The sequence below is a fragment of the Clostridium phoceensis genome (genome assembly GCF_001244495.1).
GTDB classification, from domain to species: domain Bacteria; phylum Bacillota; class Clostridia; order Oscillospirales; family Oscillospiraceae; genus Lawsonibacter; species Lawsonibacter asaccharolyticus.
In genome coordinates this window covers 2,504,159-2,517,476 of sequence record NZ_LN866274.1, presented here as the reverse complement: position 1 = coordinate 2,517,476, position 13,318 = coordinate 2,504,159, and the positions used below count along the sequence as shown (strand labels likewise).

The window sequence follows — 13,318 nt, the reverse complement described above, 5'->3', positions numbered from 1 at the left end:
CACGTGGGGCAGGCGCCCCCGTGGGAGGGGCCGGCGGGCCACGGCCTGCCCCCGCCTCTGGAGGGGCGTTTTCCAGCTGCCCGCCCCCCCCCCCGCCATGTCGTGGAGGGCGTGGTCCCCGGCCACCAGCATCAGCGGCACCAGCTCCACGGCGGGGGCGGTGACCAGCGGCAGCACCTCCTCCACCCTGGGCTTGCCCTCCACCGTGGCCACCACCAGGTCGTCCCGCCCGGCCAGATGAAAGATGCCCTGGAGGGCCGGGTAGACCAGGTCGGCGAATCTGTGGGTCCCGTGGCCCATGAACAGGGTCTGGGCCCCCTCTGCCGGGGGGATCAGGTCCATCAGCACCCCGCCCAGCTCCCGCAGATCCTCCGGCGTCCCCAGCAGGGGGCGGGAGAGCCTCAGCGCGGGAAAGCGGCCCTCCCACCGGGCGGCAGTCTCCCTTATTTTATCATATTCCGCGCCCGGGAGCAAATGGGTGGGCACGATCAGGGGGCACTCTATCCCCTCCGCCGCCATCTGCTCCAGGGCACCGGCCACATCCGGGACCGCGATCCCCCGGTCCCCCAGCCGCGCCCGGACCAGACCGCTGGTGTAGGCCCGGAAGAGGGGCAGCTCCGGGGCGGCGGCGGACAGCGCCTGCTCCACCCCCTCCAGGTCCCGGCTCCGGGCCTGGTCCACCGTGCTGCCGAAGCTGACGGCCAGAATGGCTTCTCTCATATCGATTCCTCCCCTTCGTTTCGGATGGGCTGAAAAAAGATGCGCAGACAGCCCCGGCTGTCCCGCGCCACCTCCGCCTCCACCTCATAGATCTCCCGGAGGAGCTCCGGGGTCAGCACCTCCTCCGGTGTGCCCGAGGCGGCCACGCGGCCAGCCTTCATCACATAGAGCCGCTGGCAGTACAGGGCCGCCAGATTCAGGTCGTGGATGGCCGCCACCACCGTCCGGCCCAGGACCCACACCAGCTCCATCAGCTGGAGCTGATATTTGATGTCCAGATGGTTGGTGGGCTCGTCCAGGATCAGGCAGGGGGTGTCCTGGACCAGGGCCCGGGCGATGAGCACCCGCTGCTTCTCCCCGCCGGACAGGGTGGTGTAGCTCTGCTCCCGCACCTCCTCCAGCTGGGTGAGGCGGAGCACCCGGTCCACCAGCGACCGGTCCTGCCCATTGTCGGCCTCCAGCAGTCCCTTCCGGGCGTGCCGCCCCATGCGGACCACCTCCTCCACCGTAAAGTCGAAGCCGCTCTCGTGCTCCTGGACCACCACGGCCAGCCGCTGGGCCATCTCCCGGCCGCTCATGGCCAGCAGGTCCTCCCCCATGAGGAATGCCCGCCCCGCCCTAGGGCGGAGCACTTTGTAGAGGTTCTTCAGCAGAGTGGACTTTCCGCTCCCATTGGGCCCGATGATGCCAACAAACTCCCCCGCCTCCGCCCGCAGGCTGATCTCGTACAAGATCTCCCTGTCCCGGGTCCCATAGGAGATCCCCTCCGCAGAGAGCATGGCGCTCCCCTCCTTTTCTTCAAAATTCATAGCGCCGCACCCGGATCATCCATAAAAACAAGGGGGCCCCGATGAAGGCGGTGATGATGCCCACCGGGATCTCCTCCGGCCGGACGGCCAGCCGGGCCCCCACGTCCATCCAGATCATAAAGACGGCCCCGCACAGGGCGGACAGGGGGATCAGGCGGCGGTGGTCCGCCCCCACCACAGACCGGACCAGATGGGGGATGACCAGCCCCACGAAGCCGATGCAGCCGCTCACCGCCACAGCGGAGGCGGTGAGCAGGGCGGAGGACAGGATGAGCACTCCCCGCACCCGGTCCAGATCCACCCCCAGGGTGACGGCGGAGCTGTCCCCCATGAGCATGGCGTTCAGGGGACGGGCCAGGGCCATCAGCACCAGGAACAGGGGCGGAAGGATCAGTGCCAGCAGGGGCAGGTCCTCCCATTTGGCGCTGCCCAGCCCGCCCAGCATCCAGAAGGTGGCCTCCCGCACCGCGGCGTCATCCGGGGCAGTATAGACGAGATAATTGGTAAAGGCCTGAAACATGGCGGAGACCGCCACCCCCACCAGGATCAGCCGGACGGGGGTGACGGCGCCGCCGGAGCGGGACAGGCCGTACACCAGCAGGATGGACACCAGCGCCCCCACAAAGGCGCCGGCGGGGACGGAGAGCCGCCCCATGGGCAGCCACACCCCCACCAGCATGGCCAGCACGGCCCCCAGGGAGGCCCCGGAGGAGATGCCCAGCACGTAGGGTTCCGCCAGGGGATTGCGGGTGAAAGCCTGCATCCCCACCCCGGACAGGGTGAGGGCGGCCCCCACCAGCATCCCCAGCAGCACCCGGGGGGCGCGGAGGTGCCAGACGATATTCTGTGTGCTGTCCCGGATGCCCTCCAGGCTGATCCAGTCCCCCAGGCTCAGGGGGGTAAGCAGACGGTGGAGCATCACCCGCCACACCTCCGGGAAGGGAATGGTCACTGGCCCCAGGCTGATGCCCAGCACCACGGAGAGCATCAGGACCGCCAGCAGGGCCAGACAGGCCAGCCCGGTATGCGCCCGGACCGCACGGCACAGCCTTTTCATCCCGCCGCGCTCACTGGAAGCAGTCCGGGTGGAAGGACCGGGCAAATTTTTCGATGGTGTCCCCCGTCATGGAGGAGGCGAAGGACTCGCACAGGGTCACCGAGGTGATACGGCCGTCCCGAATGGCAGGCACGTCCGCCAGAGCAGGATTTTCCTTCAGCTCCTCGATCTTCTCCTCCAGGGAGGTGCTGCCGTAGTCGTTGATGACGATGACCTCCGGGGCCCGTTCCACCACCTCTTCCCAGCTGACGGTGGCCCAGGTGGTGTCCATGTCCTCAAAAATATTGATGCCCCCGGCGTGGGAGATCAGCTTGGCGGTGAAGTTATCCCCGCAGGTGTAGGCGCCCCCCTCCTGGGCCATGTCGTAGACAAAGACCTTCACCGGCTCGGCCCCGGCGACCGCCTCCTCCACGGCGGCGATCTGCTCCTTCATGGCGCTGACGATCTCCTCCGCCCGGTCCTCCACCTGGAAGATGCGGCCCAGATCATAGAAGTCCTGGTAGACCACGTCCACGTCGGCCCCCACGGTATAGCCTTCGATGGAGGACAGGGACATGATGCCGTAGCCGCTGAGGGTGTCGTGGGTGGTGTTGTTCTTCTCGCTGAAAGAGCTGGAGCGGCCGTAGACGAAGTCGGGCTCCAGGGAGAGGATGGTCTCCAGGGAGATGTAGCTCTCCGCCACGGTGGGAATGGCCTCATACTCCTCCCGCCACTGGGGATTGACCTGGGTGTTGTTGTAGGCGGTGGCAATGATCTTGTCCCCCAGGCCCAGGGCCATCAGTTCATCGCCGGCGTTGGGGTTGCAGGAGATGATAGTCTCGGGGACGTGGGTGAAGGTCACCTCCTGGCCGTCCTTGGTGGTCAGGGTGAAGGGGAAGCCGCTCTCCTCCTGGGTGTGGCTGCTGGAGGCGGACTGGGCGCTCTGGCTGTCCGTTTCGCCGGAGCACGCAGTCAGGCCCACGGTCAGGGTCATGGCCAGCAGGGCTGCAAGGGACTTCTTTGGGGTTTTCATCTGTTTTTCCTTCCTTTTTTCCGCGGCACGAAAAACACCTCTCTCCAGACATTCTGAAAAGAGGTGTGAGACAACAAAGCACGGTCCCAGCCTTTCCGGCCGCGCCAAATTCTCCCCAGATGATTGGTCCGACCACCCGGGAGTGTCTGCCCTCTCTCGGCAGTATCCTCCAGCAGGCAGGTCTTCCGGCTCGGGTTCCCAGCCTCCGGTCCGCCTTCCCATGGGGCCCCTCCCCACAGTGGCTGATGAACCGGCGCTCACCCATACGGCGGCGGTCCCGCGCGGGCCTCTCACCCGCTTCCCTATTCTCCCGGCCGGCCCTCTCCGGGCCCCGGGCACCTTCTGGCGCTTTGTCGGTCCTATTGTACCGGATACGGCGGCCCCTGTCAATGCGCAGGCAGCGCTTTTGTGAGGCTGATTGACAGATCGGGTCCGTTCTGCTATGATGTGCCCGATTCATCAGACCAGAAAGGACGTGGTTTCAGTGCCGCAGTTGAATCCAGGGGGAAAATTTGTCTTTGGGCGCTCGGTGCTCCGGGAGAACGGTTCCCTCCGCCTGCCGCCCCAAGCCGTGGAGGAGTACCGAATCACGGAGGAGGGGCAGGTCATACTGTTCACCGGAAGCAAAAGCACCGGTGGATTTTGTGTGACCCGGCGTGGCCTGCTGCTCCCCTCCAAGCTGGGGCATATCCTCACCGACTGCTCCGGGCTGGGGGATGGCTCCCTCCCGCCCGCCAGGCTACTGGCCTATAAGGGGCGGTCCTACTGCTGGCTCCCCATCTCTCCAGAGGGGGAGCTGTCCCTCCCTCAGGGGCTGATGGAGCAGCTCCAGCTCACGCCTGGTCTGGCCCTGCTCGCCATCCGCAGCAGCGACATCGCCTTCACTATGGGGGCCCGGGGTCCCCTTCTGGAGCGGGCCCGGGCCTATCCGGGGGAGATCCCCGCCTTTTGAGCAGAAAAAGAGAGACGGGAGTCCCGTCTCTCTTTTTTCCTCGCAGACGATCAGGCGTTGGCCGCGGGGGCCTCCTCCTGGGCGGGGGACATGACCTGCTGCGCGTAGGCCGCGGGGACGTGGATCACGCCCACCGGGCACTCCTTGGCGCACAGGCCGCAGCCCACGCACTTCTCCTGGTCGATATAAGCCAGGTTGTTTTCCACGGTGATGGCCTGCTTGGGGCAGGCCTTGGCGCACTTCATGCAGCCGATGCAGCCGGCGGAACAGGCCTTCCGGGTCTGAGCGCCCTTGTCCTTGTTCTGGCACAGCACCACAGGCTTACGCTTGTGCTCCGGGATGATGCTGATGATGGCGTTGGGGCAGGCCTTGGCACAGGCACCGCAGCCGGTGCATTTCTCCCGGTCCACCAGGGCCACGCCGTCCACCACATGGATGGCGTCGAAGGCACAGACGCTGACGCAGTCGCCGTAGCCCAGGCAGCCGAACTTACAGTCGCCGTCGCCGCCGTACAGGCCCTTGACCGCCTGGCAGCTGTGCAGGCCCTCAAACTCAAAGCGCTTGCCGGTCTTCCCGCAGGTACCGGAGCAGGCCACCACGGCCTTCATGGGGACGGAGGCGCCAGCCTCCACGCCCATGATGGCGGCGATCTCGCCGGCCACCTTGGCACCGCCGGGGACGCACTTGTTGACGGCGTTGCCGTCCTCCACGATGGTCTTGGCGTAGTCGGCGCAGCCGGCGCAGCCACAGGCGCCGCAGTTGGCGCCGGGCAGGCACCCGGTGATCTGTTCCACACGCTCATCCACCGGGACATACATAAAGATAGAGGCAGCCACCAGAATGACAGCGCCGATCAGGCCGATGACGGTGACGATCAGGACTGCCAGTAAAATCGGATTCATACTCTTTCCTCCCCTCCTAAGCTCAGGCCCCGAAAATGGATTCCACGATGCCGCCGAAGCCCATGAAGGACAGGGAGGTCACAGCCGCAGCCACCAGGGTGATGGGCAGGCCCTCGAAGCACTTGGGGGTGACGGCCTCCTCCACCCGGCGGCGCACGCCGGAGAACAGGACCATGGCCACCAGGAAGCCGATGCCGGCGCCGGCGGCGCAGACGATGCTCTCCGCGAAATCATAGCCGTTGTCGATGTTCAGGATGGTCACGCCCAGGATGGTGCAGTTGGTGGTGATCAGGGGCAGATACACACCCAGCGCCTTGTACAGCGCGGGGATGAACTTCTTCAGCACGTTCTCCAGCAGCTGCACCAGGATGGCGATGATCAGGATGAACACGATGGTCTGGAGATAGCCCAGGTCGCGGCTCGTCCCCTCGGCCCACTCAGGTGAGAGGATGTAGGTATAGATGGGCCAGGTGGCGGCGGTGGCCATGACCATGACGAAGGTGACGGCCAGGGACATGCCAACGGCGCTGTCCAGCTTTTTGGACACGCCCAGGAAGGGGCAGATGCCCAGGAACTTGGCCAGAACGTAGTTGTCCACCAGGATCATGGTGAAGAAAATGCTGGCCAGCTTCAGTGCGAGCTCCATTACGCATTCCCTCCTTCCACGGTCTCAGCGGGCTTCTTCTCCTTCTTGGGCCGGGTGGTCAGCCAAGTGGCCGCCGCCATCATGACGCCGAAGACAAAGAAGCCGCCGGGGGCGCTGGTCATCAGGGTGAAGGGGTCCACGGAGGTGGGGATGACCTGGATCTTGAAGCCCTCAGGCAGGAAGGGCAGCAGGCCGTCCAGGCCGGCCATCCAGGTGCCGGAGCCCAGGATCTCGCGGATGGTGCCCATGATGGTCAGGGTGATGGTGAAGCCGATGCCCATGCCGATGCCGTCCAGAGCGGAATCCAGGATGCCGTTCTTGGAGGCGAACATCTCAGCGCGGCCCAGGATGATGCAGTTGACCACGATCAGGGGCAGGTACACGCCCAGGGCGCTGTCCAGGCTGGGGACATAGGCCTTCACCAGCATCTGGACCACCGACACGAAGCCGGCAATGACGGTGATGTAGCAGGGGATGCGGACCTGGTCGGGGATGACCTTCCGCAGGGCGGAGATGACCACGTTGGAGCACAGCAGCACGAAGGTGGCCGCCAGACCCATGCCGATGCCGTTGGAGGCCATGGTGGAGACAGCCAGGGTGGGGCAGGTGCCCAGCACCAGACGCAGAACGGGATTCTCTTTCAGAAGGCCGTTGGTCAGTACACTCAATCTTTTACTCATTTTCTATCGCACCTGCCTTTCTCAGGAGATCGCGTTGTACGCGGCGATGGCGAAGTTGACGGCGTCATTCACAGCACTGCTGGAGATGCTGGCGCCGGTGATCCGGTCCACCTGCTGGTCCAGGGTGATGGTCTCGGCGGGCAGGCCGGTGTACTGGCTCCAGAAGGACTCGTTCTCGATCTTGGTGCCCACGCCGGCGGTCTCGCCCTGGCTCTGGATCTTCACCTGCTTGATGGTGCCGTCGGGGTCGAAGGCCACCATGACCACCACAGTGGAGCTGTATCCCTTGTCGCTGCTGGTGATGATGGTGCCCACACCGTTGTCGGCGGTGTAGATCTCGGTGACGCCCTCGAACTCGCCCTCCACCAGGGTGAAGCCCGTGGCTTCAGNCGGCTCCGGCCCCCTCCCTTTGGACGGGCCGCTCCGCGCTGCATTACGTGCATTATCATACACCCATCTTCCAAAAAACGCAAGGACAGTTTTTGCCTGGATGGGGATCTTTTTTTCAAAAAGGGGTGTTTTTCCATAGAAAACAGCCCCTTCCGCTCCGGTCCGCCGGACAGAAAGAGCCCGGGGTGCGCAGGCACCCCGGGCCCTGTTCCTCGTGTTCAGCAGCCGCAGCCGTTGTTGCAGCCGTTGTTGTTGCAGCCGCAGTTGTTTCCGCCCCAGCCGCCGCAGCAGCACAGGATGATGATCAACAGAATGATCCACAGGCAGCCTCCGCCGCCCCAGCCGTTATTGCAGCACCCCATAATGAGTACCTCCTAATTTATGAATTGCGAGGCCGGCTCAACGCCGCTCTCAATCCTATCTTATGCGGAGGCACGACAAAGGTGTGTCACAGGTACTTCTCAGCAAAGTTTTGCAGCATGACCGCCACCTGGGCCCGGGTGGCGCTCTCGTCCGGGTTGAGGAGCATCAGGTCCGCGTCCGAGCTGGACAGCAGGCCGGCGCCCACCGCCCAGGCCACCGCCTCGCCGCCCCAGCTGGCCACCGCCGCCGCGTCCTCATAGGGGGTCAGGTCGGCCCGCTCTGTCAGCTCCAGACCCAGGTAGTTGGTCCCGAAGCTGTAAAGCAGGGCCACCGCCTCCCGGCGGGTCACTGCCTGCTCCGGGGAGAAGGTATCCTCCCCCGTCCCCGCCGTCACCCCCTGGTCCGCCGCCCAGCTCACATAGGGGGCGTACCACTGGCCTGCCGGCACATCGGAGAAAACGGCGGTGGAGGCGTCCATCTCCCCCTGGGGCGCACCGGCCATGTTGTAAAACACGGTCACGATCATGGCCCGGTCCATGGAGGCCATGGGAGAAAAGAGTCCGTCCCCGGTTCCGGAAAACAGCTGCTCAAAGTAGACATAATCCACTGCGGAGCTGTACCAGTCAGAGCGGGAGACATCTGTAAAGGGAGCAGCCTTTTCTCCGCTCTCCGTCTTTTCAAAGCTCCCCTGCACCCCCACCTTGGCCAGGCCGGAGTCCACGGTGAAGACGGCGGAGGTGTCCTCCCCCACCAGATAGCGGTGTCCGCTCACCAGGGCGGCTCCGGATGCCACCGTCTGGCCCGCAGTCACGTCGATCACCGCCCCGGTGTGGACAACGGTGCCGGCGCCCGCCGCCAGCTGTACCACCGAACCGGTGGGCAGCTTCAGCTGATCCCCCCGGACCATGTCCCGGCTGCGCAGGTCGGCGCTGTAACTTCCGCCGCTCCCCTGCTGCACCCCGTACCCCTGGTTCACCTCGTCCAGCTTCTGGCTGGCCGCCTGATAGGCCTGGATCAGCTTTTCGTCCGCCGCCTTGGTCCCCTGGGCCACCACGGTGGGGATATAGGTGTCATTGAGATAGCTCAGGGAGATCAGGNCCTCGAACTCGCCCTCCACCAGGGTGAAGCCCGTGGCTTCAGGCAGCAGCTCGGTGCGGGCCGCCTGGGCAGCCGCCTCCTCCGCCGCCTTGATGACGGGGGCGGTGGCGCTGTTGGTGGCGGCCAAGGCGCCGGTGATGACGACGCAGATCAGACACAGGACCACGATGGGCTTGCCGATCTTGTTCCAATTGCTCATTTCGCGGCACCTCCCTTGTTCTTCTTAGGCTTGGAGATCCCCAGCAGATCCTGGCGGGTCAGCACTTCAATGTAGGGGACCAGCAGGTTCATCAGCAGGATGGCGAAGGACACGCCCTCGTTCATGGTGCCGAAGAAGCGGATCAGGCAGGTGATGACGCCCAGGCCGATGCCGAAGACCAGCTTGCCCTTCTCCGTGGTGGGAGAGGTGACATAGTCGGTGGCCATGAAGAAGGCGCCCAGGATCAGGCCGCCGGAGAGCAGCTGATAGATGGGGTCATAGCCGCACAGCAGGCTGAATACCGCCACGGTGGCCAGATAGGTCACCGGGATGGTGGGGCTGATGACCTTGGTCCAGATCAGGTAGATACCGCCGATCAGCAGGGTGATGGCGCAGGTCTCACCCAGCACGCCGCCGTGGTTGCCCAGCAGCAGGGTGACATAGGAGCCCGCGTTCTGGGCGGTCTCCTCCACCGCCAGAGGGGTGGCGGAGGCCAGGGCGTCGATGCCGTTCTCGGGATATGTATAGCTGGTCATGGCGCCGGTGAAGCCCAAGGCCATGGCGATGCGGCCCACGATGGCCGGGTTGGCAAAGTTATAGCCCAGGCCGCCGAAGAGCTGCTTGATGATCACGATGGCGATGAACGCGCCCACCAGGGACATCCACACCGGCAGACCGGCGGGCAGGTTGAAGGCCAGCAGCAGGCCGGTAACCACGGCGGAAAGGTCGCTGATGGTCACGTCCCGGCCCACCAGCTTGCAGTAGGCGTACTCGAAGACCACACAGGCCGCCACGGTGACGGCGGTGAGCAGCAGGGCCTGGAAGCCGAAGATCAGCACAGAGGCGATCAGGGTGGGCAGCAGGGCGATGCACACGCGGCCCATGATCTTGCTGGTGCTGTCCGCGCTGGTGATATGGGGCGCGGCGCTGACAATAAGTTTATTGGCCATCACTTCTTACCTCCATTCTTCATCATGATCTTCGCCAGGGCAATGGAGGGGGTCAGAGGCCGCTTGGCGGGGCAGACAAAGGAGCAGGTGCCGCAGGACATGCACAGGTCGGCATGCAGCTGGTTGAGCAGCTCCACATTGCCCTTGTTGAAGGCCACCACGATGTCCTTGGCCGCCAGCCCCAGGGGACAGGCGTTGACGCAGCGGCCGCACTGGATGCAGTTGCTGGCCTTGGGCAGCTTGGCCCGCTCCTGGGAGAAGGCCAGGATGGCGTTGTTGTTCTTCAGGATGGGCTGGGACAGGTCCGCCACGCAGGTGCCCATCATGGGGCCGCCGTAGAGGATCTTCCCCGGCTCGGCGGTGAGGCCTCCGCAGAAGTCCAGCAGCTCCTGGATGGGGGTGCCGATGATGACCTCCACGTTCTTGGGCTGCTTGACGATGTCGCCGTCCACGGTGAGGCGCTTGGTGGTCAGGGGCATGCCGGTCTCCAGATACTTGGAGACGAAGGCCACCGAGGTGACGTTCATCACGATGACGCCCACGTCGGAGGGCAGCCCGGGGAAGGGCACCTCCCGGCCGGTGCAGGTCTCGATGAGCACCTTCTCAGCACCCTGGGGGTACCGGCAGGGCAGGGTCTTGACCTCGATGGCGGGGTTGTCGATGGCGGACTTCATCTTGGCGATGGCCTCGGGCTTGTTGCCCTCGATGCCGATGACGCACTTGGCGATGTTCAGATACTTCATCACCTGCTTGATGCCGTTGAGGACGTGATGGGTGTCCTCGATGAAGCACCGGTTGTCAGAGGTGATATAGGGCTCACACTCCGCGCCGTTGATGACCAGCATGTCGATCTCGTCCAGGTTCTTGGGGGACAGCTTCACCGCCGTGGGGAAGCCGGCGCCGCCCAGGCCCACCAGACCGCTGGCCCGGACCGCGTCTACGAAGGACTTCATATCCGTCACCTGCGGGGGGGCGATGGAGGGGTCCACCGTCTGCTGGCCGTCAGGGGTGATGACCACGGCCTGCTGGGCCGCGCCGTTGGGCGCGGTAATGGTGGTGATCTCGGTCACCGTACCGGAAACGCCGGAGTGGATGTCAGCGGAGACGAAGCCCCCTGCCTTGCCCACCACGGTGCCCACATACACCTGGTCGCCCTTGGCGACGGCAGGGGCGGCGGGGGCGCCGATGTGCTGTCCCATGGACAGGACGATCTTGGACGGCAGAGGCATCGCCACCGTCTCAAGGTTGGAAGTCCCCTTCTCGTGGGGCACTCCCGCGCCCTGCGCGGAACGTCTGAGAAAATTGCTCATTCAGATTTCAACCTCCCTGTACTGCATTCTTGGGATCACATTTGTTCTCTTTTTCGTCTGGCGGGTGGGGACTCCCTTTTTACCGGGCTTGTCCAGCCGCCTTCTCTCCCTCCCCAAAAGCATAAAATAAAATGGAACTTGCCGCGGAACTGTGCCCACGCACAACAAAACCCGACCGGTCTTTTCCGCTTTGAAAAAGGCCCCGTCGGTGTCCGCACGGCTCCGGCCCCCTCCCTTTGGACGGGCCGCTCCGCGCTGCATTACGTGCATTATCATACACCCATCTTCCAAAAAACGCAAGGACAGTTTTTGCCTGGATGGGGATCTTTTTTTCAAAAAGGGGTGTTTTTCCATAGAAAACAGCCCCTTCCGCTCCGGTCCGCCGGACAGAAAGAGCCCGGGGTGCGCAGGCACCCCGGGCCCTGTTCCTCGTGTTCAGCAGCCGCAGCCGTTGTTGCAGCCGTTGTTGTTGCAGCCGCAGTTGTTTCCGCCCCAGCCGCCGCAGCAGCACAGGATGATGATCAACAGAATGATCCACAGGCAGCCTCCGCCGCCCCAGCCGTTATTGCAGCACCCCATAATGAGTACCTCCTAATTTATGAATTGCGAGGCCGGCTCAACGCCGCTCTCAATCCTATCTTATGCGGAGGCACGACANGCGCCGCCCCGGTCAAGGCCGCGCAGGCCAGCACCGCCGCCGCCGCGCGCACCATATGCTTTCGTTTCATGTCTCCTCCTCACGCTCCTCCCGCTGGGTGATGAGATAGCTCAGCGTCAGCAGGCTGTCGGAAAAATGTACGTTTTCCACCGCCACATCCGGCCGGGAGACGCTGATCTCCCGGTTGGTGAAGTTCCAGATCCCCCGGACTCCCCCGGCCACCAGCCGGTCGGCCACCCCCTGGGCCGCCCTCTGGGGCAGGGTGAGCAGGCCCACGCTGACCTTGTGGGCCGACAGATACTCCTCCAGCTGGTCCACATGGTACACGTTCACTCCGCCGATGGTGGTGCCCACCACGCTCTCGCCCACGTCGAAAGCGGCCAGGAGCTGGAAGCCGTTGCTGGCGAACTTGAAGTTTTCCATCAGGGCCCGGCCCAGGTTGCCTGCCCCCAGTACCACTACGGTGTGACCCTGGCTGATCCCCAGGATCTCCCCGATCTCCTCCCGCAGCAGGTCCACCTTATATCCATAGCCCTGCTGGCCGAACTCACCGAAGCAGAACAGGTCCTGACGGATCTGGGATGCGGTCAGCCCCATGGACTTCCCCAGGGCGCTGGAGGAGATCCGGATCACGCCCTTCCCCTGAAGCTCCAGCAGATGCCGGTAATATCGCGGCAGCCGGCGTATCACCGCCGTGGAAACCTTTGTATTTCTCTTCATCGTGTGATGCTCCATCCTCCGTCGGCGCCCGGGGCGCCTGTCTTTCTTTTCAGTCTACCCCATCCCGGGGCTGTTGTCAATTTCTAAAATCAGGGGCACAGGTCCCCCGCCGCCCGCTCCCTGCCCCGGTCAACGGTCCGTTGATTGCTTTTTTCTCCGTCTTCTGGCATAATGCCGGTTAGAAGGAGGGAGCACGATGGATCAAAAAAAGACCGGTGCGCTGATCCGGGTCCTGCGGCTGGAAAAAGGGCTGACCCAGCAGGGGCTGGCCGAGCTGCTGGGAGTCAGCAACCGGGCCGTCTCCAAGTGGGAGCGCGGACTGGGGTCCCCGGACCTCTCCCTGCTGCCCGCCCTGTCCCTCCAGCTGGGCGTGGATCTGGCCGGACTGCTCTCCGGCGGTCTCCCGGAACCCGACAACACAGGAGGAAGCATGAAACACATTCGATTTTTTGTCTGCCCCCAGTGCGGCGATCTCATCACCGCCACCGGGGAGGCCGCCGTCTCCTGCTGCGGGAGGCGGCTGGAGCCCCTGCCCGTCCAGAAGCCGGACGAGGCCCACAGCCTCCAGATCCATCCGGTGGAGGACGAGTGGTTCATCACCTCCGGCCACCCCATGGAGAAAGGGCACTGCCTGTCCTTTTTGGCCCTGGTCACCGGCGAGCGGGCCACCGTGATGAAGTGCTGGCCCGAGTGGGACCTCCAGCAGCGCATCCCCCGCCGGGGACACGGGATGCTCTATTGGTACTGCACGCAGCACGGCCTGTTCCGACAGGTCCTGTGAGCGGCCGAAGGTCTGAAGGAGAACGAGCGCGCGGCGCCCTGATGGGCGCCGCGCGCTCGTTCTCCTCTCTG

General features: G+C 64.5%; 16 protein-coding genes and 1 riboswitch. Of the genes, 2 read left to right on the top strand and 14 right to left on the bottom strand.

Annotated features, from left to right (window positions below; translation table 11 throughout):
• The 4 genes from BN1969_RS18315 to BN1969_RS12995 all read right to left on the bottom strand — a co-directional run.
• Nucleotides 1-720, bottom strand: a 720-nt coding sequence (locus BN1969_RS18315; protein WP_050624690.1) for a sirohydrochlorin cobaltochelatase, incomplete at its 3' end; no start/stop codon positions are given.
• A complete protein-coding gene (locus BN1969_RS13005; RefSeq protein WP_336454711.1) occupies nucleotides 717-1,529 on the bottom strand; it encodes an ABC transporter ATP-binding protein in 813 nt (270 codons plus the stop codon). The genes BN1969_RS18315 and BN1969_RS13005, both read right to left, overlap by 4 nt.
• On the bottom strand, nucleotides 1,519-2,586 hold the full coding sequence (locus BN1969_RS13000; protein WP_050624688.1) for a FecCD family ABC transporter permease: 1,068 nt from the start codon (nucleotides 2,584-2,586) through the stop codon (nucleotides 1,519-1,521). The genes BN1969_RS13005 and BN1969_RS13000 overlap by 11 nt, the downstream gene beginning before the upstream one ends.
• Nucleotides 2,587-2,596: 10 nt before the next feature.
• Nucleotides 2,597-3,598, bottom strand: a complete 1,002-nt coding sequence (locus BN1969_RS12995) for an ABC transporter substrate-binding protein (protein ID WP_050624687.1) — start codon at nucleotides 3,596-3,598, stop codon at nucleotides 2,597-2,599.
• 158 nt (nucleotides 3,599-3,756) lie between these two features.
• Nucleotides 3,757-3,956: riboswitch (cobalamin riboswitch) on the bottom strand.
• Nucleotides 3,957-4,082: 126 nt separating this feature from the next.
• Here BN1969_RS12995 and BN1969_RS12990 point away from each other — a divergent pair.
• Nucleotides 4,083-4,550, top strand: coding sequence for a hypothetical protein (locus BN1969_RS12990; RefSeq protein ID WP_050624686.1), 468 nt, complete (start codon nucleotides 4,083-4,085; stop codon nucleotides 4,548-4,550).
• Between the two features lie 50 nt (nucleotides 4,551-4,600).
• On the opposite strand, the gene BN1969_RS12985 is transcribed toward BN1969_RS12990, so the two are convergent.
• The 10 genes from BN1969_RS12985 to BN1969_RS12945 form a co-directional block, all read right to left on the bottom strand.
• Nucleotides 4,601-5,452 (bottom strand): RnfABCDGE type electron transport complex subunit B, encoded by an 852-nt coding sequence (locus tag BN1969_RS12985; RefSeq protein WP_050624685.1) that lies wholly within the window; start codon nucleotides 5,450-5,452, stop codon nucleotides 4,601-4,603.
• 22 nt (nucleotides 5,453-5,474) lie between these two features.
• On the bottom strand, nucleotides 5,475-6,098 hold the full coding sequence (locus BN1969_RS12980; protein ID WP_050624684.1) for an electron transport complex protein RnfA: 624 nt from the start codon (nucleotides 6,096-6,098) through the stop codon (nucleotides 5,475-5,477).
• Nucleotides 6,098-6,778 (bottom strand): electron transport complex subunit RsxE, encoded by a 681-nt coding sequence (gene rsxE, locus BN1969_RS12975; protein ID WP_050624683.1) that lies wholly within the window; start codon nucleotides 6,776-6,778, stop codon nucleotides 6,098-6,100. Before rsxE ends, BN1969_RS12980 begins: the two co-directional genes overlap by 1 nt.
• 21 nt (nucleotides 6,779-6,799) lie before the next feature.
• Nucleotides 6,800-7,093: an FMN-binding protein gene (locus BN1969_RS12970; RefSeq protein ID WP_423243660.1), complete on the bottom strand. Its 294-nt coding sequence runs from the start codon at nucleotides 7,091-7,093 to the stop codon at nucleotides 6,800-6,802.
• A 293-nt stretch (nucleotides 7,094-7,386) separates the two neighbouring features.
• A complete protein-coding gene (locus tag BN1969_RS18310) occupies nucleotides 7,387-7,530 on the bottom strand; it encodes a hypothetical protein (RefSeq protein ID WP_187120352.1) in 144 nt (47 codons plus the stop codon).
• An 86-nt stretch (nucleotides 7,531-7,616) separates the two neighbouring features.
• Complete coding sequence (locus tag BN1969_RS12965) at nucleotides 7,617-8,438, bottom strand: S-layer homology domain-containing protein (RefSeq protein WP_423243659.1); 822 nt, start codon at nucleotides 8,436-8,438, stop codon at nucleotides 7,617-7,619.
• 386 nt (nucleotides 8,439-8,824) lie between these two features.
• Nucleotides 8,825-9,778 (bottom strand): RnfABCDGE type electron transport complex subunit D, encoded by a 954-nt coding sequence (locus BN1969_RS12960; protein ID WP_050624680.1) that lies wholly within the window; start codon nucleotides 9,776-9,778, stop codon nucleotides 8,825-8,827.
• Nucleotides 9,778-11,088 carry an electron transport complex subunit RsxC gene (rsxC, locus tag BN1969_RS12955; protein ID WP_050624679.1) on the bottom strand — a complete coding sequence of 437 codons (1,311 nt, stop codon included), beginning with the start codon at nucleotides 11,086-11,088 and terminating at the stop codon, nucleotides 9,778-9,780. Before rsxC ends, BN1969_RS12960 begins: the two co-directional genes overlap by 1 nt.
• Nucleotides 11,089-11,523: 435 nt before the next feature.
• Nucleotides 11,524-11,667 (bottom strand): hypothetical protein, encoded by a 144-nt coding sequence (locus tag BN1969_RS18305; protein ID WP_187120352.1) that lies wholly within the window; start codon nucleotides 11,665-11,667, stop codon nucleotides 11,524-11,526.
• A 145-nt stretch (nucleotides 11,668-11,812) separates the two neighbouring features.
• Nucleotides 11,813-12,466, bottom strand: a complete 654-nt coding sequence (locus BN1969_RS12945; RefSeq protein WP_050624677.1) for a redox-sensing transcriptional repressor Rex — start codon at nucleotides 12,464-12,466, stop codon at nucleotides 11,813-11,815.
• A 196-nt stretch (nucleotides 12,467-12,662) separates the two neighbouring features.
• Here BN1969_RS12945 and BN1969_RS12940 point away from each other — a divergent pair, with 196 nt between their 5' ends.
• The gene (locus BN1969_RS12940) at nucleotides 12,663-13,247 is read left to right on the top strand and encodes a helix-turn-helix domain-containing protein (protein WP_050624676.1); all 585 of its coding nucleotides are present in this window, start codon (nucleotides 12,663-12,665) and stop codon (nucleotides 13,245-13,247) included.
• Nucleotides 13,248-13,318 lie beyond the last annotated feature (71 nt).

Bases quoted from the DNA above. Each gene is read 5' to 3' on its own strand.
- BN1969_RS12980 (WP_050624684.1), bottom strand. From the start codon at position 6,098: ATGGAGCTCGCACTGAAGCTGGCCAGCATTTTCTTCACCATGATCCTG.
- BN1969_RS13005 (WP_336454711.1), bottom strand. From the start codon at position 1,529: ATGAATTTTGAAGAAAAGGAGGGGAGCGCCATGCTCTCTGCGGAGGGG.
- BN1969_RS12940 (WP_050624676.1), top strand. From the start codon at position 12,663: ATGGATCAAAAAAAGACCGGTGCGCTGATCCGGGTCCTGCGGCTGGAA.
- BN1969_RS13000 (WP_050624688.1), bottom strand. From the start codon at position 2,586: ATGAAAAGGCTGTGCCGTGCGGTCCGGGCGCATACCGGGCTGGCCTGT.
- BN1969_RS18305 (WP_187120352.1), bottom strand. From the start codon at position 11,667: ATGGGGTGCTGCAATAACGGCTGGGGCGGCGGAGGCTGCCTGTGGATC.
- BN1969_RS12945 (WP_050624677.1), bottom strand. From the start codon at position 12,466: ATGAAGAGAAATACAAAGGTTTCCACGGCGGTGATACGCCGGCTGCCG.
- BN1969_RS12995 (WP_050624687.1), bottom strand. From the start codon at position 3,598: ATGAAAACCCCAAAGAAGTCCCTTGCAGCCCTGCTGGCCATGACCCTG.
- rsxC (WP_050624679.1), bottom strand. From the start codon at position 11,088: ATGAGCAATTTTCTCAGACGTTCCGCGCAGGGCGCGGGAGTGCCCCAC.
- BN1969_RS12965 (WP_423243659.1), bottom strand. From the start codon at position 8,438: ATGGTCCGGGGGGATCAGCTGAAGCTGCCCACCGGTTCGGTGGTACAG.
- BN1969_RS18310 (WP_187120352.1), bottom strand. From the start codon at position 7,530: ATGGGGTGCTGCAATAACGGCTGGGGCGGCGGAGGCTGCCTGTGGATC.
- BN1969_RS12960 (WP_050624680.1), bottom strand. From the start codon at position 9,778: ATGGCCAATAAACTTATTGTCAGCGCCGCGCCCCATATCACCAGCGCG.
- BN1969_RS12985 (WP_050624685.1), bottom strand. From the start codon at position 5,452: ATGAATCCGATTTTACTGGCAGTCCTGATCGTCACCGTCATCGGCCTG.
- rsxE (WP_050624683.1), bottom strand. From the start codon at position 6,778: ATGAGTAAAAGATTGAGTGTACTGACCAACGGCCTTCTGAAAGAGAAT.